Origin of the sequence: Bradyrhizobium jicamae, assembly GCF_018130215.1 — a bacterium.
Lineage (GTDB): Bacteria > Pseudomonadota > Alphaproteobacteria > Rhizobiales > Xanthobacteraceae > Bradyrhizobium > Bradyrhizobium jicamae_A.
In genome coordinates this window covers 14,835-32,077 of record NZ_JAFCKQ010000061.1, presented here as the reverse complement: position 1 = coordinate 32,077, position 17,243 = coordinate 14,835, and the positions used below count along the sequence as shown (strand labels likewise).

Genomic DNA, 17,243 nt, shown 5'->3' with positions numbered 1-17,243 from the left:
GACCGTCACCATTTCGCTACTAGGACGGTAGCATCGTCGCGACGCCTAGTCAGGTCGCGGTAGAGTACGGCCGCGATCAGGGTAGGATGCCGCGCGGCAAGATTGGGATACCTCTCCAGCGTCCAAGTCGAGGCGATCCCGTCGGAGTGAAGGATCACGAGTCCAGTCGTGAAGGGGTATTCGAAGGCCTGAATCTTGCGGGCGTTATGACCGGCGGTGCCCGGCATCGACACCATACGGCGCAGGTCGCCATTGCCGGCAATAACGCCGGCGACGTTACCGACGCCAGCATAGATAAGCTTGCCGGACGCAGGCTGATACCGCACCACTGAGACCGCCGCGCCACGGGTCGCTCGCAATCCGCCATGGATATAATCGAGCAATACAGGGGGCCGATGCCCGATGAAACGGTGAAACAGGCGCACGGCTTCGACCGCCGCTTCGGCCGCGTCCGGCCCGTGCCCAAGCCCATCGGCGACCAGCAAGGTCGTTTCCTCACCTCCGACCGAGACGCCCCAGGAATCACCGCAGACGTCCTCACCGAGCTTGGGGATGGAGACCGCGCCGATCCGGCTCGTATCGCTCGATCCTTCCGCAGGCTGGCCCGGCTTGAGGCGTGCCAGGACGGCCGTGCCTATGCCCGGCCATGAGGCGACATCGACGAAATGGGATTGGCGCACTACCGCGCCAAGGCCTTTTCCAGGCGTACCAGCCGTGGAATATCCGTCGGCGAGGCTTGCAGCCACGTTCGAGATCCCGGGCCCCTTGTCGAGCGCAATCAACTCAAGGCCCCCGTCCGGCCCTTCGCCATACGCCCCGACGAGGATTTCCCCGGCCCTGCCGTGCTTGAGAATATTGGTCGCGAGCTCGGTCGCCACGAGAGCCACCCTGCCGGCATCAGAATCGCCAAACCCCTGGCGCTGAGCCATCTCTGTTGCTCTTCGCCGCGTCTCCGATACCTGGCTTTGGTCCTGCACGGCGAGAGCTATCATGGGCTATTTCCAACGCGCTATGGCAACTTTGGTGCCTTCACCCGGCTTGGATTGAATGGAAAATTCGTTGGAGAGCCGCCGGGCGCCGCCCAGCCCAAGGCCCATGCCTTTGCCGGACGTAAAGCCATCCTTCAAGGCGGCCTCGACATCAGAAATGCCCGGGCCATGATCCTCGAACGTCAGTCGCACGCCACGCCGGCCGAGGGCTTCGACGAGTTCGGCAAGCAAGACGCCGCCGCCGCCGTAATCCAGCGTGTTGCGCGCCAATTCGCTTGCCGCCGTGATGATCTTGGTTTGATCGACCAAGCTCAGGCCAGCCTCGATCGCGAGTGTGCGCGTCAACTGACGGACACGCACCACATCATCTGAAGACCGGATGTCGAGCCGCTCACTCTTCAACGTCGTCCTCTTCGTCGGTATCCGACGTCCTGAGCCGGGCCTTGATCAGCTCCATGCCGCGCTCGACGTTCAATGCGGTCTTGACGCCCGTCAGGGACAAACCGAGCTCAACCAGCGTGATCGCCACTGCCGGCCGCATGCCGACCACGACAGTGTCGGCATCCAAGATGCGCGACACGGCTGCAATATTATCGAGCATCCGTCCAATGAAGCTGTCGACGATTTCGAGCGCGGAGATGTCGATGAGAACGCCCTTGGCGTTATGTTCGACGATCTTGCTGGTCAAATCCTCTTCCAGCGCGGTCGCCAGGCGATCGTGCATGTCGACCTGGATGGTGACCAGCAGCGCATTTCCGAATTTGAGGATCGGAATTCGGTCCATCGTTACAGGCCCTTTTCGACGGGCTTCAGGTTCTTATCCGATCCGGCGGCGGTCTTTCTCAGCTTGATCACTGCGCGGCCGGTTCGATCGAGCGCAACCGCAAACGCGTCCGCCAGCGTCGCCTTCGAGACGACGTTCAGCTCGACCCCCAGATGGACCATGGTCTGGGCGATCTGCGGCCGGATGCCGCTGATGATGCAATCGGCGCCCATCAACCGCGCGGCCGCAACGGTCTTGAGCAGGTGTTGCGCCGTCAGCGTGTCGACCGTCGGCACACCCGTGATGTCGATGATGGCGATCTGTGCTTCGGTCTCGACGATGGTCTGAAGCAGGTTCTCCATCACAACCTGTGTCCGCTGGCTGTCCAGCGTACCGATGAGGGGCAAAGCGAGAACACCATCCCAAAGCTTGACGACAGGGGTCGACAGCTCGGCGATTTCGCGTTGCTGGCGAACGATGACCTCCTCTCGGCTTTTCTGGAAGACTTCGAGCGTGAAGATGCCAAGCTCATCGAGCAGCAGAGTCACCGACCAGGTCAGCTCGGAGGCCTGAGCCGGCGATAGCGCGGTGTTGCGGTTGAGCGTGTTGAACAGGGGCTGCTTGAGCGAGAAAATGAAAGTCGCGGTCTCGCCCGGCGAAAAGCCCTGAAGGGCACGCGAGCGCGAGATATCGGCGAGGAGCTGCTTGGCTGGCCCATAGGCCGGATTGGAAGCGTCGGTGCCACCCCTGGCAAGGCCATCCCGCAGCAAATGCAAAAACTCCCGCGACTGCGAAAGAAGTTCGCCCTCGCTGATGCGGCCGGTTTGCAGGCTGCCGGCCTTCTTCTGCAGATCGACCCATTCGGGCAGAATGGTCTGTTCGTTGCTACCGACAAGTTCGACGACTGTGCCCGTATTTGCGGCCATTGCGCACGCTCCCAAGAGTTGATTTTCAAGGCTTATCCGGCGCTGGAACCGATGGCAATTGGCCCGCAGGGAGAAAAGGTTGCGATCTATTCCCTCCGCCAAGGTCGGACCTAACCTATGTTAACTCGGTGGACTGCCTGACGAATTGAGCCATTGGGTCAGATCAGCGCCGAGCACGGGGCGTCTGGACCCCAAGGTGCCCAGCCGCCCCGGATTAAGACCTGTAACATTTGAACAAAGCCTCTTCGGCAGGGCACTTCTTCTTGGACTTTACCGAGGCTAGACGTCACGAATTGTGGGGGCAACTAATCTACCGGTGTCTTTGAAGAAGGCGACCCAGCAATCGGCGCCTGCCCTTGCGTGGGATCAGATCGATGTCGCTGACGAGTTTTGCTCCGCCCTTTCGCCGTTCCAGCGTGATCTTCCGGCTGTGGTAGGCCTCCAGTTCGACGCGATGGGCAACACTGACAATCGTTGCCGTGGGCAATTCCTTCATCAGTATTTCCATCATCTTATCCTGGCTCTTCTCGTCGAGCGCAGACGTTGCCTCGTCGAGGACCACGATATCCGGGCTATGCAAAAGCAGTCGCGCAAAAGCGAGACGCTGCTTCTCGCCCCCAGACAGCGTTTGATCCCACGGCGCCTCCTCCTCGACCCTTTCGTTGAGGTGGTCCAGCCCGACTTTGTGGAGCGCCGCGGCAATCTCTTCGTCATTCCAGTTGTCTGCCGAACCGGGATAGGCAACCGCGCGGCGCAACGTTCCCGACGGTACATAGGGGCGCTGCGGCAACATGAACAAGCGTCGGTCCGGATGGAAGTTCACGTTGCCGCTACCCCATGGCCAGAGCCCGGCGATTGCACGCACCAATGTACTTTTGCCCGAACCGGACTCGCCCGCCACGAGCAGTCGTTCGCCCGCTTCAATGACAACTTCAGTTTCGTCTACTACCGCCGTGCCGTCGTCCAGCGAGACCGAAAGATCCTCTAAGCTCAGCACGGCTTCGCCGGTCGTTTCTCCATGCTTGATCCGGCCAAAACCATCTGTTTGTTCGGCACGCTCCAGGCCGTCGAGAGACATCATCAACGAGGCAATCCGCCTAGCGCATGCGTTCCAGTCGGCCAGACGCGGATAGTTATCAACTAACCACCCGAACGCGCTCTGCACGATCGTGAAAGCGGAGGCTGCCTGCATGACCTGACCAAGCGTCATGCTTCCATCGAGAAATTTTGGCGCGCAGAGCAAAAGCGGAACCACCGGAGCCACCAGGCTAGATCCCTGAGAGACAAGCGTCGTGCGCATATGCTGCCCAGTTAGTCTAGCCCATTGGCGCAAGACATTCGCAAAAGTCCGGTCGATGCCATCACGCTCTTCATCTTCGCCGCCAAGCAGGGCTATGCTTTCGCCGTTTTCGCGCACGCGGGTAAGGGTGTAGCGGAATTCGGCTTCGGCCTGGTTCTTTTCCTCCGATATCTGAACAAAGCCACGGCCGATGGTCATGATCGAGCCAGAGGCAACGACTGCATAAACGATCGCCGCGATCACAAGAAAGCCCGGAATGGTGAGCGTTGACTCACTCATCGTTACTGTGAGCGCACCGCCGATTGTCCACAGAACGACGATGAACGTCGAGGCCGAGAGAAAGGCGGACGTAACGCCCGCGACAAAATCGACCGGTGAATCGGTCGCAACCCGTAGATCCTCGGCAATGCGATATTCGGGATTTTTGTGATCGCCGCCCACCAGGTTCAGTTGATAGTAGCGACCATTGGCCAACCAACGCGAGATCACCGATGTGGTCATCCAGGTCCGCCATCGGCGTTGAATGCTCATCCGAACGAACACTTGCGCTATGCCGAGAGCGACGCTGCCGATAGCGAGAGGGACGAAGACACCGGTGAGGTAATACACGGTGGTGGCGTCGCGCTTCTCGATCGCATCGAAGATCGAGCGATTCCACACGTTGATGCCGTATTGAAAGCCCACCGTGCCAACGATAAGAGCAAGCAGCCCAGCTGAAAATGGAAGCGCAAGCCGGTCACCTTTGCGTCCCCAGTACCCGCGGGCGCTAATCCAGAACCGTGTCAGCAAATATCCCTTACGCGCCTCTTCCGCTTCTTCTGATGTCAGTTCAGGGTCGGGTTCTAGAATTTCGGGCGGGGGCGGTTCGATCTGATCGCCCCCCTCGGCGACGACCGCGATAATCGGAGCCATTTCATCCGGCTCGTCACCTTGTTGCGGCGGGATGCTATCTCGCTCCGCCACTTTGGAACCAACAGTCGTCATGCATTGACAACACGAGGAAAATCCGAAAGTTCCACCTCAGGAACAACGTAACTGCCGGCACGTGCTGTCCGCGACGCGACGACGCACCTGCCTTCCCCGCGGCGGCCTCTGCGTCGCAAAGCGTGTCGCCGACGGCATCGGCAGCGTCGACCTTCCGTTTTCGCAAGGTCTCCAACATCACGAAATCCGGCTTGGACTCTTCAACGATCGTCGAACGACGTGGTCTCGTTGGCCAGCGTCTTCCGATGTGCCGAGTGAAATTGTGTGAGCCGTCGCTCCACCAGCCTCGGCCAGGTCAACGAGGCCGGCCTTGTGCGCCGCGGCTTCCGCCGTTCTAAACCATGAGGGGCTGAGGCAGCGCCCGCGAATTGGCGAGCAGCGCAATCGATAAGGCGACCTGACTTCTCAACCAGTTTGGATGATCAAGCTAGCCGCAACCGCTTGCTCATCAAAGGGCCTGAGAAACTCCAGAAAATGGGCCGCGACCGTCGCCAGAGGATCGCGGTGACATGCCGTTCAACCGCCTTTGAGCATTGACTTAACTTCAGACTCCGGCCAGCGTTCGCCGTCCCGTATGACCCGGACCGGTCCGCCGTCGCTCACCAGCACGTGCGAGCACACGTCGTCGCCGACCGGCACGAGCGTGAGATCGGTATACGGCATCCAGTCGAGGGTGACATCGACATCGCCCGGGAAGATTTGCCAACGCGAGCCGTCCTCGAGTTCGACGACATGACTGTCCGAGTGCGATCGGATCTTCATAGCGAACGTGAGCGCCTATTTGTTCTTGTCCGGCTTGTCCGGCGCCTGAGCATTGGAGTTCTTCGGGTCAGGCTTGTTGGCTTCGTGGTGGCCAATAGCGCAGCCCGCTGCGGCTCCCAGCTTGCCATGACCGGCCATGTGCCCAGCGACGCCGCCTACGACGGCGCCCTTGATGCAGCCTTTAGCGTCGGCGTTGCCGACGATAATTAAAGAAAGTGCGGCCGCGCATCCAGCGATGAGGATCGATTTCATAACGTTCGTCCTTTGCATACTGATCGTCGCAACAACGCAGATCGGCCTCGATGCGTTCCGCGTATAACCCGCCAACCTCAAGACGGACGCGAGGACCGCACCTGGCGAGGAACCAAAACGCCAGGTGGGCTGTTATCGGCGTAGTACGAAAACGTGACGCAATTCCGTCCCCCGTTCAATTCTGAAAGCGAGACTCTTGATAATTCATTCGCGCACGTATCGCGAAGGAAGCCGTCGCGCATGCGGACGAAGCAGCTTCAAGGGATATTCAGCATGAGCGTTTCAAGACCAAAAAGGTCGGCCATCAGGAGGCACACAGCCTCGATGGCGCGCGCGCTGGCATGGCTGAGGAATACGTTTCCTGCCTCCGCCGCCGCAGGCGCCGAATTCTCCACCATTGCGACGGTTCGTATCGCCTCCGGTACTAGGAGGCGTCCTCATGGCGCAGGGACAACCGCCTCTCTTCGAATCCGGATCACGTAAGCGGATGGGGCCGTGCGTGCCTTGAAGCGCGGCCGGTCCGCGGACTTCGCTGGCGCGCAATGTCTACTTTGCGACCCCGCCACGCAACCCCACAACATGTTGCAGAACTGTGGCATTGTTGAGCACAGCACGGATTTCCGATCCGTCCAGCCAGCCGACCGCTTCGTCGAATGTATCACATTGTTCGATCTTCATGCGCGCCGTGGCAAGCGGCACGTCGACCCTTCCAAACTTGCGCCTGCTGATCCGAGGCAAAGACTCCAAGTGACATCTGAGCAACTCGGCATCTCGGCGAAATTGTTGCAGAGCGCCGGTCGCTTCAATTCGTGCGGATCCCGCAAGCTCGTTTGCGCGAAGCACTACCGGAGGCGGATGCTTGTCTTCCGGCGTTGCAAACAGTCTGGCCGGGTTCGACCGCCATGACGTCAGCAGCCCCAGCGGAACTGCGAGCACGAGACCAGTGATCACGGGTGACATCCAGAGCAGCAGAGGGAGCGATACGGCAAACGCGCTTAACCCCATCAAGAGCCCGCAAAACGTGGGCGCCGCGAGCTTGCGATAGATCTCGCTGTGGGTAACCTCGCCGCCGCTCCGGCGCTGCACTTGCCAGCCGGAATCACGGCCAAGGAGAATTTCAGCGACCGCCCTGGACTGAAGAATCATCATCGACGGGGCAATGAGCGCGGCAAGGAGTGTCTCGGAAAGGATGCCTCCGAGTACGCGTATACTACTGGCAAAGGAGACGCGCTCTTCGCGTCGGCTGACCAGCGCCAAATACGCCAGCAGCTTGGGTACTACCAGCAGTCCCATTGTGGCAGCAAACACCCATGCTGCCAACACGGGGTCCTGTTGCGGCCAGGTCGGAAACAACGAAAAGCCCTTCGGGAAGTATTCTGGCCGGATGAAGTGGGCCTGGAGCGAAATCAAGAGACCAAGAATTAGGAAGATGAGCCACATCGGCGCAGTAATGTAGGAGCCGATTCCGGTGAGAAGATGCAGGCGAGACACCCAGTGCAGACCGCTTGCCGGCAGCACCGCGAGGTGCTGAAGGTTTCCTTGGCACCATCGCCGATCCCGTGCGGCAAAGTCCAGGATCGACGGCGGCACTTCTTCGAAGCTGCCGCCGAGCGCGGGCGCCATGTAGATTGACCAGCCGCCGCGGCGCATCAGAGCGGCCTCCACGAAGTCGTGACTGAGGATATGCCCGCCGAACGGCTTGCGGCCGGGTAGCTCAGGCAGGCCCGCCTCCTCCGCAAATGCGCGTACGCGGATGATAGCGTTGTGACCCCAGTAGTTGCCTTCCGAGCCATGCCACCATGCATTGCCAGACGCGATAATCGGCCCGTAGACGCGACCGGCGAATTGCTGCAATTGGCCGAAGAGACTGCGTGCGTTCACGATGACGGGTTGGGTTTGAATCAGCGCGACGGCGGGGTTGACTTCCATCGCGTGGACCAAGCGGACGATTGTGTCGCCCGACATCAGACTGTCCGCGTCAAGCACGATCATATGTTCGTAGCCCGCTCCAAATCGTCCGATCCACTCTGCGATATTGCCGGATTTCCGAGCAGCGTTGTCGGGTCGATGTCGATAGAACAGCCGGTGGCCACCGCACGCGCGACGCAGAGCGATGAAGGTCACTTCTTCATGGGCCCAGATATCCGGGTCGGTCGTATCGCTGAGCAGAAACCAGTCGAATTGGGTGTCATGCCCCGTGGCGGCGACCGATTCGTACATCGCTCGGAGCCGCGCCATCAGATCATGCGGGTCTTCGTTGTATGTTGGCAACAGCATCGCCGTGCGCGACGACAGCTTAGGGATGGCAGCCGTGCGATCTATGGCTAGGCCGCTTTGTTGCCGCGTGAGCAACACGAAAAATCCTACCGCGGCCGACATGAACGAAAAGGCAATCCAAGCCAACAGAGCGAAGAAGAGAGCGAGCAACATGGCTTCGAGAAGCGTTACGCCACCGACCTTCACAACGTCGTACATTTCATAGCCGCCCGCAATCGTAAGCAAAGCCGTCCCGACGAGGATCAGCGAACGGCGAAATAGCAGCGTAGCCTTGACCGGCGCTGACGATGGCTTTCCGGCGGCTTGCCGATCGAGACGGCTGGGCTCCATCGAAAGCTGGCATTCAGGAGGCAGAAACCGGTCGATAACATCGCTCCGTACCGGAGTGTGCGTTGTCTTCAGGGTGTCCATCGATAGACCCACACCTCCGAGATCGGCGTCTCATTCTGGACCAGGACAGCTCGCAGTTCGATTGGCTTCTGGCTCTTGACCGAGCATTGAAAGCTCATGCGCCATCCGCCCGTCTCCGAGTTGGGTTCAGTGACAATGTTGGTAATCTCTGATTTTTCGGCAGTCACGACCCCCTTGATGCTCTTTGGATCGACACCTTTGAGCTTGTCACCCATAAGCTCCAGCACAAACAGCTTGCTCTCGTCACCGCGGCTACCGATTCCGGTTCGCGCAAATCGCGCCAACGCGTCGGACCTAGGGACGTCCGGCCCCCAATGCAGGCGATAAGTAAAGTTGTGCTCGTTCTTCGCCGCGAGCGATTGCGTAGGCCGCCAAAATGCTGCGATGTTGTCGTGGATCTCCTCCTTGGTCGGGATCTCGAACAGAACAATAGCTCCATCGCCCCAATCTCCGATTGGCTCGACCCACAGACTGGGACGGCGTTCAAACCGTGATTCGAGATCCTGATAAGCGAAATACTTCTTCTCGCGCTGCATCAGTCCGAAGCCACGTGGATTGAGATCGGCGAAAGTGCTCACCTGAAGATCGCGCGGATTGTTGAGGGGCCGCCAGAGCTGCTCACCCTTGCCATTGGTGATCGCAAGACCATCCGAATCGTGCACCGCAGGTCGAAAATCATCGTAATCCTTGCGGTCATTTGGTCCAAAGAAGAACATGCTTGTCATGGGCGCGAGACCGCCATGTGCGACATCCACTCTCGGATAGAGCGATGCCTCGACGTCAAAGACGGTGCTATCGCCGGGACGAATTGTTAAGCGATAGCTTGCGACGGCGCTTTTGCTGTCGAGCAGGGCGTGGACAACTACGGAGGTTGCCTTCGGCGCTGGCTTCTCCAGCCAAAACGCCTTGAACACTGGAAATTCTTCGCCTTTCGTCTCGCCGGTATCGATCGAGAGCCCGCGGGCGGACAAGCCATAAGTCTCGCCCTTGGCGACCGCTCGGAAGTAGCTTGCGCCAAGGAAGACGCACACCTCGTCGTAATAGTCGGGCCTGTTGAACGGAGCGTGAATGCGGAAGCCAGCGAAACCAAGATCGACGTCGGGCCACTCCCCTAGGCCCTCGCCGAAAGAAAAGTCATCGCGCCGATATTTTATCGGTTTGGCACGGCCGTTGCTTGCTTCGAAAAGGTCGACCCTGTTCTTGTAAAAGAAGCCCCGGTGGAAGAACTGTACCTGGAATGGCAGGTTCTCGTCTCGCCATAGCGCACGCTCTGGTCGGAAGCGGATCGATCGGTACTGGTCGTAATTCAGGTCTTTCAGCGCGCCAGGCAACGTTTCGTCTGGTGGTTCGAACGACTTCGCGGCAAGGCTGCGGGCCAATTCGCGGACCGACGACGGACCGAAGGTGACCTCCAGTGGCGAGTCCGCCGCGCCGACCCGCGGTAGTGCAGCGGCTGCCGACACCACAAACGAGCCGCGAAGAAGTTGTCGACGATTCAAGGAATTTCCTTTCTCCGGTTCGAAAATGAAAGGAAACGGTCAGGGTTCGAAGGAGTTCCTTAATGCGACATGCCCGGCACAAACTGCAGGTCGTTGGCTACGTGGTTCTCCGGTCGACCCGGTGGGTGAGAGAAGTGTCTATCGCGAATAGCGCACATCATTGACGTGCTGGAGGAGCGTCTTCCACATAGTTCGCCGCATTGGGGAGCTCAAAGTGAGAGACAAGCAAGCGCACTTAGAGGAGCTTAGTGTCGAAGCGGAAGAGTGCGAGCTAGTCGGCAAATTGGCGACTGAAAAGGACAATAAAGCCCTATTCGCCAAGCTGGCGTCGCGTCACTGGACGCTCGCAGATGAGGTGGAGCGGCCGAGGAAGGGTTCACAGCCAAATGATCTGGAACCTTTAGCTTACACGGAACTTACATTTCCGATTCCACGGGCGGAACCTAGCCGGAAAAAGGAATGCATGGGACAGATACGCCGTAGGGTTATCCAAACCAATTCGCTTAAAACGCGTCTTATCGAGCGAGCTAGAGAACTGCGCGATCAGGCTGCGACGCTGACCCCAGGTATCGAGAAAGAAGCGCTGCTGAAGCTGGCTCGGCAATCGGAAGCCGGCGCGAGCATGACCGAGTGGCTGCGCTCCGAGTCGACATGAAGCGAGAGCAGGCGAGGCAAGAACTTCAACGGAAGTGGCTTGCGTATCGCGAGATCACTCAGGGAGCCACTGACGATGCCATCCGGTTCTTGCTTCAAGAAATAATCGAGGACATCGAAGAGCAAATAGCCGAACTCGACGTGCAAGGTCAGAGGAAGTAAGGCGACCTGCAGTTGGCGGCCTCTTTGGTCAGGCGAATGGCCGCCTTCCCTACCTGCACAATCCAGCCGCTGCTGCCTGTCATTTCTGGAAGTACTGCTCACGCATGATTGGGTGCCGAACCTCGTCGGCCCGGATCGGCCTAGCGCAGCGCCAACCCCAATACAGCCCGCGCTCTTGCAACTCTCACGCAAACCATTCAGTTGGGAGATTAAATCGGCGGGCTTCGGTCGCTTCAGCCTCGACCCAATAGACGACTGAAGGGGTTGGCATCCGAGCGTTCTAACGCCTGGAAGTGGGGCCAATTGGTGTCCGGTATCATTTAGGGCGAGGTGTCGACTCGTCCTTGGGCTTGTCGGCGAGATCGTATTTGGCGCGATCGGAACCTAGCTCCGTTACGCCCTTGCCAAGTTCGGTTCGGAGCGACTTCCGGAATCCATCATCGTAGGTCGCGATGCCTGTGCGGATCGCGGCTTTCCACTGATCGCCGCGATCCCATGCCTCCATGAACGCGGAAGCAACGTCAGCTTGCTGCCGGTTCTCGATCATTGCCTCGATGATCGATCTTGCCTGAAGCCGATCCTTAGCGCTCTTGGCGGTCCCATCACGATCTAGCTTGCGGTGGGATCCAACGATGAGCTTGTGGATGGCATACCTCTCTGGAGATGGGACGAGAACTGGCACGCCTGCACCTTGCAGCAGCACCGCGCAAACGGGTTCGTAGATCAGATAGTCGAGGAAGCGCGGCGGAAATGCCGATGCGCCACCGAGCGCCGGTATCGGCACTGGCTTGCCTGCCTGATCATCGGACCACTGGTTTGGCGTCAGGAATTCTACCTTGAAGTTATCCCTCGATACGAATTGGGTGGAAGCTCTGCCGTCGGCCTGGCTCGAAATCTCACGAAAGGTGTGATCGACCTCCCGAAGCACTTCCAGGATAGGTGGCATGGAATCCTTGATGGCCACCGAGATTGCATGGTATTGCGCAAAGTCAGCGTCGCCGGTCCGCATGGCGACTGCTTCAAGGCGTCGGCCAAGGACGGCGGAGTAGCATTGGTATGCGACGGTGCCGACAAGCACTCCCCTCATGCGAAAGAAGCCAGCCTTGGCTAGCTGCTCCACGACCTGGCCAGCCATCGGCAAGGGGCGCGGCAAGTAGGCTTCGCGTATGAGCGTCGAAACGAGACGGCGACGTCCCTTAAGGCCGGCCTTCAGATCTTTGAATGCCTCAACCCTTTTGGTGATTTCGGAATCGTCCACCGGACCAACATAGCGGCGATTCTGACCGCCGCCTTCGAGTTTGGGTGTGTCGAAGTACCAGTATTTCTTGTCCTTGACTGCGACGGCCACGAATCTTCCATTCGCGGAGAATTCAGAGGTGAAGCTCTCGTCGAGGCAGCGCTGGACGAGTTCGGAATAAAGCGCTTGATAGGTGATATCGAGGCGGCCGGACGGCATGGCGGAACCAAAGCTATACTACTTTCGCTAAAACAGTATAATATATAATAATGTTAATAGTCTAACAAGGATGAGGATCGCACCGAGAAATATCGTAGAGGCAAAAACCGGTTGCTTGCCGTAAGATCCCGGGCAACATCCATGAAGGCGTCAAAGAAAAACGTACTACGGAAAAGGCCCGGTCGGCCGGCGACCGACCAAGATTCTGTGACCGCAATTCGTCTCCCGCAACAGATGAGGGCTGAGGTCGACCGCTGGGCTGCGGCTCAAGGCGACAAGCTCGGCCGCTCGGAGGCCATCCGTCGGCTGGTTGAGATCGGGCCGAAGGCAAAAAAATGAGGCCGCTCTTTCTCGCATTGATCGCCATCGTCGTGCTCTCAACGAACGCGGTTGCGCAGAAGTGTCGCGAACAGACCGGAAAAGCTAAGATCGCTTGTATTGAGAGCACTCCTGCCGGCGCTGCTAGAGTCGAGCGATGCAGGGAGGAAGGCTGGAAAATGGGCCTCGGGCCTGGCAGACGCGGCGGCCTGCCGAGCTATGTCCATGCCTGATTGAAACGAGAACGATAATAGGCCGGGGACTCTCCGATGGGTTCATTGCCGCAGTTGACGCGCGGGCGGCAGTACAGCCAGACAATCCCGTAGAAGCGGGCTCCATAAGCATCGCTTCGCCAGTTTTTCAAAAGCACCGGTGTTAGTTTCATGCGTCCTCATTTCACTATTCATTTTCTCTTGGTCGACATTTGCAGCCTATGACGCTGCGTTGGCCATCGTGAACTCGGAGTAATTGCGACCTCGTTTCCCTCTCGAAAGATTGTTCCAACGGTGCGCCTTGCTAGCGGGCGTACACTGGAGCAACTCCGCTCCAACCGACAATGAGGGGAAATTTATGTTGAAAGCATTGTTCGCCTCCGCGTCGCTCGCGGCCTTGGCGCTGGCGACGCCAGCCCGCGCGCAGGACGCGAAGCACGACGCTGAAAAACTAGCGGTGGCCTACCAAGAGGGCGCCAACGGCAACCCAGACAGGTGAGAGACGGAAGGGATCCCGGTTCATGCGAGCCAGCATATCCCCGCAAGCTGACACCAACCTTTCAGTGAGTTGGCTCCTATGCACATGCGTTCGATGGGCGGGCGGAGTCTAACCGCGATGCGAACTCTGTTCTCCCGGCACCCGAAGTGAACGGAGTTCCATGAAAGGTCTTGTCATAGGTTATGGCGAAATCACCCGATCCAGATAGCGTGAATGGCTGGGCAATAGGGGCTTCCGGATGGAGGCGCTGCCATTGGAAATCCTTTTGGTCGGACTGCCGATTGTCGGTAGCATTGCGGCTCACTTGCGGGGCAGCAATGACACAGGATGGCTCCTCATCGCGCTGATCATTGCACCCGTGATCACGCTGCTCCTCGAGTTCGTGATTGTACGAGCGCGGAGGAAGACTCCAGGTGACCTCGTGCCCTCACCCCTGCCTTTCCCTGAAACGGTCTTTGAACCGGATAGTACTCAAGCCGATCGGTCGCCGTTATGAGTAGCAAGCGCGGTGCTGACGTCAGGCTAAACTTCAATTGGAATACGGACCGATCGGTCACATGGGTATCAAATCTGAACCGATGTGCCCGTTGGGGCTAGCTCGATATCGCAACTGCCGGGGCCGTTCTCAATATTAGCTTGTCGGCAGTAGCGCGGGTTGGCCGACGCCGTTTGGCCGCTACGCAGCATATTTCCAATGCGGCCGGCGCGGTTTCTGGTGGCTAAGATTCGCAATCGACGAGGTGGATCACCACATCGTCGATATGCCCATACATAGCCAACCGCCTGATTTGCCGCTCGCCGTCGCGCGCGCGTTCGTTGCCGACATGTAAGCCTATTCGATCGAGCAAGGTTAGCTCGATCCAGTCCACGAGAGTGGCACCATCGTCAGGATGGTGCAGGTAGGGTCCTGTTCGTCTGACGTAACCGATACACACATGCAAATGCGGGAAACCCCAGCGCGCGCACCATTCACCTCGCCTACCGCGCGGTTGTCCCCCCGATCAGGCTGCGGCCCGGCACCTGCCTCCTGACACGGAAAGGCCCCGAGTTGATGTCGATAATGTCTTTGCGCAAGAATGGGCTTGCTCTGGCCAAGGTCCGCGTCAAGGAGTTCACTGGCGAGGCCATGAAGGACAGGAACGGCCGTTGCACCCGGAAGTTACTTGCCTTCGCCCGTGCATGGCCTATCGACATCGGAATCCGATACAGACTGCCGCGAGCTGGGGTGCAGCCTGGTGGAAGGATTCTCGACATGCCGATTGACCGCCGTTCCCTGCTCGCCGGCGGGGCGCTCGTCCCTCTGGTGGGGCTTCAGACTCGCATCGCGCCCGCCTCCGCCCAAGGTGACCAGGAGAAAGCCGACTACACCTTGCGGATCGCGAGCGGCCTGACAGAATTGGCTCCGGACCACATTGTGTCGACGACGCTCTACAATGGCCAGTTTCCGGGACCCCTGCTACGCTTTAAGGAAGGGCAGCGCACCATCGTCGACGTCCACAACGATACCGACGTACCCGAACTTGTTCACTGGCACGGCCAGATGATTCCTAGCGACGTCGACGGCTCCGCCGAGGAAGGGACGCCCTTCATCGCGCCGCGCGGCATGCGGCGCATCTCGTTCGTGCCGAAGCCCGCCGGTTTCCGTTTCTACCACACGCATGTCGTGGCGGGCGGCGACCTCAACCGCGGCACCTACACGGGCCAGGTCGGACCGGTGTACATCGAGCCGAAGAACGAGCTCGGTGCCTACGACCGCGAGGTGTTTCTGGTGCTCAAGGAGTTCGCTCCGTCCTTCAGCCGCGGCGGCGACATGGCAATGGACTTCCTCGCCGGCGGGGAGGTCAAGGACCTGAAGGACCTCGGCAAGAAGTCCGACGACGAGGCCGACCAAAAGACGAAGGGCTTCGAGGTCGGCTACGACCTCTTCTCGATCAACGGCAAGATGCTGGGACACGGCGAGCCTGTCCGCGTCAAGCAGGGCGAACGCGTGCTGTTCCACGTCCTGAACGGCAGCGCCGGCGAGATCCGGAGCCTCGCACTGCCAGGACACTCGTTCAATGTCGTGGCGCTCGACGGCAACCCAGTGCCGGCGCCGAAGGATGTGCCGGTGCTCTGGATCGGGACGGCCGAGCGCATCTCGGCCATCGTCGAGATGAACCATCCGGGCGTCTGGATCATGGGCGACCTCGCTGACGACGACCGCAAGCGAGGCATGGGCGTCGTTGTCGAGTACGCCGGCGCCAAGGGCAAGCCCCAGTGGACGAAGCCGAAGCCCTACAAGTGGGATTACACGCTGTTCGGCAGGACCGGCGCGTCGCCCGCCAAGCCGGACGAGGTGATGGAGTTCACGATTCTCAAGCGGAACGGGGCGGTGAACGGCTTCAACCAATGGACGCTCAACGGCGAGGCGTTCTCGATGGAGACGATGAAGCCGATGTACAAGGTGCGGGAGGGACAGCGCTATCGCCTGAAGTTCCACAATGCGAGCGACGACATCCACCCACTGCATCTCCACCGTCACAGCTTCGAACTGGTGCGGATCGGTGGCAAGCCGACCGCCGGCGTCCTCAAGGACGTCGTCATGCTCGCTGGCTTCCAGCAGATCGAGTTTGACTTCGTCGCCGACAATCCCGGGATGACGCTCTTCCACTGCCATCAGCAACTGCATATGGACTTTGGTTTCATGGCGCTATTTGAGTACGCTTGACTCGCGGCTACGACCGAGACTCGCGCTGGATGTTCCTCCGCACTTCTCAAGAGTTAGGTTCTGCAGGTTCGGCGAACCGATTGCGCATCGGACATCGACCGGAGGTAAAATTGCTTCCAACTCGAAGATTATCCCGAGGCATCCGGGGGGCTATCTGGTTTTGTTTCATATTGCTGTCACTTGGTTGCGTCGCCTGTGCACAGGTGTTGCCCGGAAAGTCATTCGATCAGGCTGCAGGCCCTGGTACCAACTTTGAGACGGCTGAGTTCAGGCTGTGGTACCCGGTGCAAGTGAAATCATTTCGAGCAATCCTTGTTCTTGTACCCGGATCGAATGAGGATGGTCGTTCAGACGTCAACGACAGATTTTGGCAAGAATTTGCCAGCCGCCATGATGTCGCGCTGATCGGTTGTCATTTTGCAGATAAACCGCATGACGGCTCTGTCGAGAATTATGCAAACGTTGCGCAGGGCAGTGGGCAAGCGTTGGTCGAGGCGCTCGCTTCCCTTTCAACTCAGTCTGATCATCCGGAATTGGCAAACGCTCCACTCCTGTTGTGGGGATTTTCGGCAGGCGGGGAGTTCAATTACGAATTCACGGCTTGGAAACCCGAACGAGTGGCCGCGTTCGTTGTAAACAAAGGAGGTGTTTATTTCTCTGCCCTTTTGCCACCGGCTGCGCGCCGTGTCCCAGGGCTTTTGTTTGTCGGCGAGAAGGATTTGGAGTGGCGAAAGCGCATCATCACGGGCCTCTTTGCGCTAAATCGTCGAGAGGACGCACTGTGGGCTCTTGTGGAAGAACCCGGAGTCGGGCATGCGGTCGGGCGATCCCAGGAAATGGCTGCAATTTTCTTCGATGCCATACTCTCGTTACGCGTTGGGGCGGCGAGTGCACCTTCTTTACTGAAGCTCGATGAGCGTTCCGGCATTATCGGCGAACTTACTGGGGGCAGCATCGAGCCCCCAACCGGCAAGCCTGATCCAAATCGCCTCACAGATTGGTTTCCCACGGAGCGCGTTGCTCGCGCATGGGAGTCCATTTGTCGTGGTGCCCCCCTTGAACGTTAGCGAGG

At 59.1% G+C, this 17,243-nt stretch carries 16 protein-coding genes; 4 read left to right on the top strand and 12 right to left on the bottom strand.

Annotated elements, in window-relative coordinates:
* Window positions 1-5 precede the first annotated feature (5 nt).
* From JQ586_RS36310 to JQ586_RS36265, 10 genes are all read right to left on the bottom strand, one after another.
* Entirely contained in the window at window positions 6-992 is a 987-nt protein-coding gene (locus JQ586_RS36310) for an ATP-binding SpoIIE family protein phosphatase (protein ID WP_212399447.1), read from the bottom strand.
* 3 nt (window positions 993-995) lie between these two features.
* Window positions 996-1,391, bottom strand: a complete 396-nt coding sequence (locus JQ586_RS36305) for an anti-sigma regulatory factor (RefSeq protein WP_249148591.1) — start codon at window positions 1,389-1,391, stop codon at window positions 996-998.
* Window positions 1,381-1,773 (bottom strand): STAS domain-containing protein, encoded by a 393-nt coding sequence (locus tag JQ586_RS36300; protein ID WP_212399446.1) that lies wholly within the window; start codon window positions 1,771-1,773, stop codon window positions 1,381-1,383. The genes JQ586_RS36305 and JQ586_RS36300 overlap by 11 nt, the downstream gene beginning before the upstream one ends.
* Before the next feature lie 2 nt (window positions 1,774-1,775).
* The gene (locus tag JQ586_RS36295; protein ID WP_249148590.1) at window positions 1,776-2,780 is read right to left on the bottom strand and encodes an STAS domain-containing protein; all 1,005 of its coding nucleotides are present in this window, start codon (window positions 2,778-2,780) and stop codon (window positions 1,776-1,778) included.
* 208 nt (window positions 2,781-2,988) lie between these two features.
* Entirely contained in the window at window positions 2,989-4,890 is a 1,902-nt protein-coding gene (locus JQ586_RS36290; protein ID WP_249148597.1) for an ABC transporter ATP-binding protein/permease, read from the bottom strand.
* Between the two features lie 588 nt (window positions 4,891-5,478).
* Entirely contained in the window at window positions 5,479-5,724 is a 246-nt protein-coding gene (locus tag JQ586_RS36285; protein WP_212399444.1) for a hypothetical protein, read from the bottom strand.
* 15 nt (window positions 5,725-5,739) lie between these two features.
* Complete coding sequence (locus JQ586_RS36280) at window positions 5,740-5,976, bottom strand: hypothetical protein (RefSeq protein ID WP_212399443.1); 237 nt, start codon at window positions 5,974-5,976, stop codon at window positions 5,740-5,742.
* A gap of 257 nt (window positions 5,977-6,233) precedes the next feature.
* Window positions 6,234-6,374, bottom strand: a complete 141-nt coding sequence (locus JQ586_RS36275) for a hypothetical protein (protein ID WP_212399442.1) — start codon at window positions 6,372-6,374, stop codon at window positions 6,234-6,236.
* A 148-nt stretch (window positions 6,375-6,522) separates the two neighbouring features.
* A complete protein-coding gene (gene mdoH / locus JQ586_RS36270; RefSeq protein ID WP_212399441.1) occupies window positions 6,523-8,664 on the bottom strand; it encodes a glucans biosynthesis glucosyltransferase MdoH in 2,142 nt (713 codons plus the stop codon).
* The gene (locus JQ586_RS36265) at window positions 8,652-10,163 is read right to left on the bottom strand and encodes a glucan biosynthesis protein G (RefSeq protein ID WP_212399440.1); all 1,512 of its coding nucleotides are present in this window, start codon (window positions 10,161-10,163) and stop codon (window positions 8,652-8,654) included. Before JQ586_RS36265 ends, mdoH begins: the two co-directional genes overlap by 13 nt.
* A 214-nt stretch (window positions 10,164-10,377) precedes the next feature.
* Here JQ586_RS36265 and JQ586_RS40880 point away from each other — a divergent pair, with 214 nt between their 5' ends.
* Window positions 10,378-10,818, top strand: coding sequence for a hypothetical protein (locus JQ586_RS40880; RefSeq protein WP_249148589.1), 441 nt, complete (start codon window positions 10,378-10,380; stop codon window positions 10,816-10,818).
* 477 nt (window positions 10,819-11,295) lie between these two features.
* Here the strand turns inward: JQ586_RS40880 and JQ586_RS36255 are convergent, their stop codons facing one another.
* Window positions 11,296-12,435, bottom strand: coding sequence for a GSU2403 family nucleotidyltransferase fold protein (locus tag JQ586_RS36255; RefSeq protein ID WP_212399439.1), 1,140 nt, complete (start codon window positions 12,433-12,435; stop codon window positions 11,296-11,298).
* An 888-nt stretch (window positions 12,436-13,323) separates the two neighbouring features.
* Between JQ586_RS36255 and JQ586_RS36250 the strand changes: the two genes are divergently transcribed.
* Window positions 13,324-13,464: a hypothetical protein gene (locus tag JQ586_RS36250; protein ID WP_212399438.1), complete on the top strand. Its 141-nt coding sequence runs from the start codon at window positions 13,324-13,326 to the stop codon at window positions 13,462-13,464.
* Window positions 13,465-14,183: 719 nt separating this feature from the next.
* On the opposite strand, the gene JQ586_RS36245 is transcribed toward JQ586_RS36250, so the two are convergent.
* Window positions 14,184-14,333 (bottom strand): hypothetical protein, encoded by a 150-nt coding sequence (locus JQ586_RS36245; RefSeq protein ID WP_212399437.1) that lies wholly within the window; start codon window positions 14,331-14,333, stop codon window positions 14,184-14,186.
* Window positions 14,334-14,716: 383 nt separating this feature from the next.
* Between JQ586_RS36245 and JQ586_RS36240 the strand changes: the two genes are divergently transcribed.
* Together JQ586_RS36240 and JQ586_RS36235 are read left to right on the top strand one after the other, a co-directional pair.
* Entirely contained in the window at window positions 14,717-16,171 is a 1,455-nt protein-coding gene (locus tag JQ586_RS36240) for a multicopper oxidase family protein (RefSeq protein WP_212399436.1), read from the top strand.
* Between the two features lie 29 nt (window positions 16,172-16,200).
* Window positions 16,201-17,238: a hypothetical protein gene (locus JQ586_RS36235; protein WP_212399435.1), complete on the top strand. Its 1,038-nt coding sequence runs from the start codon at window positions 16,201-16,203 to the stop codon at window positions 17,236-17,238.
* The last annotated feature ends 5 nt before the right edge of the window (window positions 17,239-17,243 follow it).

Bases quoted from the DNA above. Each gene is read 5' to 3' on its own strand.
- JQ586_RS36310 (WP_212399447.1), bottom strand. From the start codon at position 992: ATGATAGCTCTCGCCGTGCAGGACCAAAGCCAGGTATCGGAGACGCGG.
- JQ586_RS36300 (WP_212399446.1), bottom strand. From the start codon at position 1,773: ATGGACCGAATTCCGATCCTCAAATTCGGAAATGCGCTGCTGGTCACC.
- JQ586_RS36290 (WP_249148597.1), bottom strand. From the start codon at position 4,890: ATGGCTCCGATTATCGCGGTCGTCGCCGAGGGGGGCGATCAGATCGAA.
- JQ586_RS36285 (WP_212399444.1), bottom strand. From the start codon at position 5,724: ATGAAGATCCGATCGCACTCGGACAGTCATGTCGTCGAACTCGAGGAC.
- JQ586_RS36280 (WP_212399443.1), bottom strand. From the start codon at position 5,976: ATGAAATCGATCCTCATCGCTGGATGCGCGGCCGCACTTTCTTTAATT.
- JQ586_RS36275 (WP_212399442.1), bottom strand. From the start codon at position 6,374: ATGGTGGAGAATTCGGCGCCTGCGGCGGCGGAGGCAGGAAACGTATTC.
- mdoH (WP_212399441.1), bottom strand. From the start codon at position 8,664: ATGGACACCCTGAAGACAACGCACACTCCGGTACGGAGCGATGTTATC.
- JQ586_RS36255 (WP_212399439.1), bottom strand. From the start codon at position 12,435: ATGCCGTCCGGCCGCCTCGATATCACCTATCAAGCGCTTTATTCCGAA.
- JQ586_RS36250 (WP_212399438.1), top strand. From the start codon at position 13,324: ATGTTGAAAGCATTGTTCGCCTCCGCGTCGCTCGCGGCCTTGGCGCTG.
- JQ586_RS36240 (WP_212399436.1), top strand. From the start codon at position 14,717: ATGCCGATTGACCGCCGTTCCCTGCTCGCCGGCGGGGCGCTCGTCCCT.
- JQ586_RS36235 (WP_212399435.1), top strand. From the start codon at position 16,201: ATGTTCCTCCGCACTTCTCAAGAGTTAGGTTCTGCAGGTTCGGCGAAC.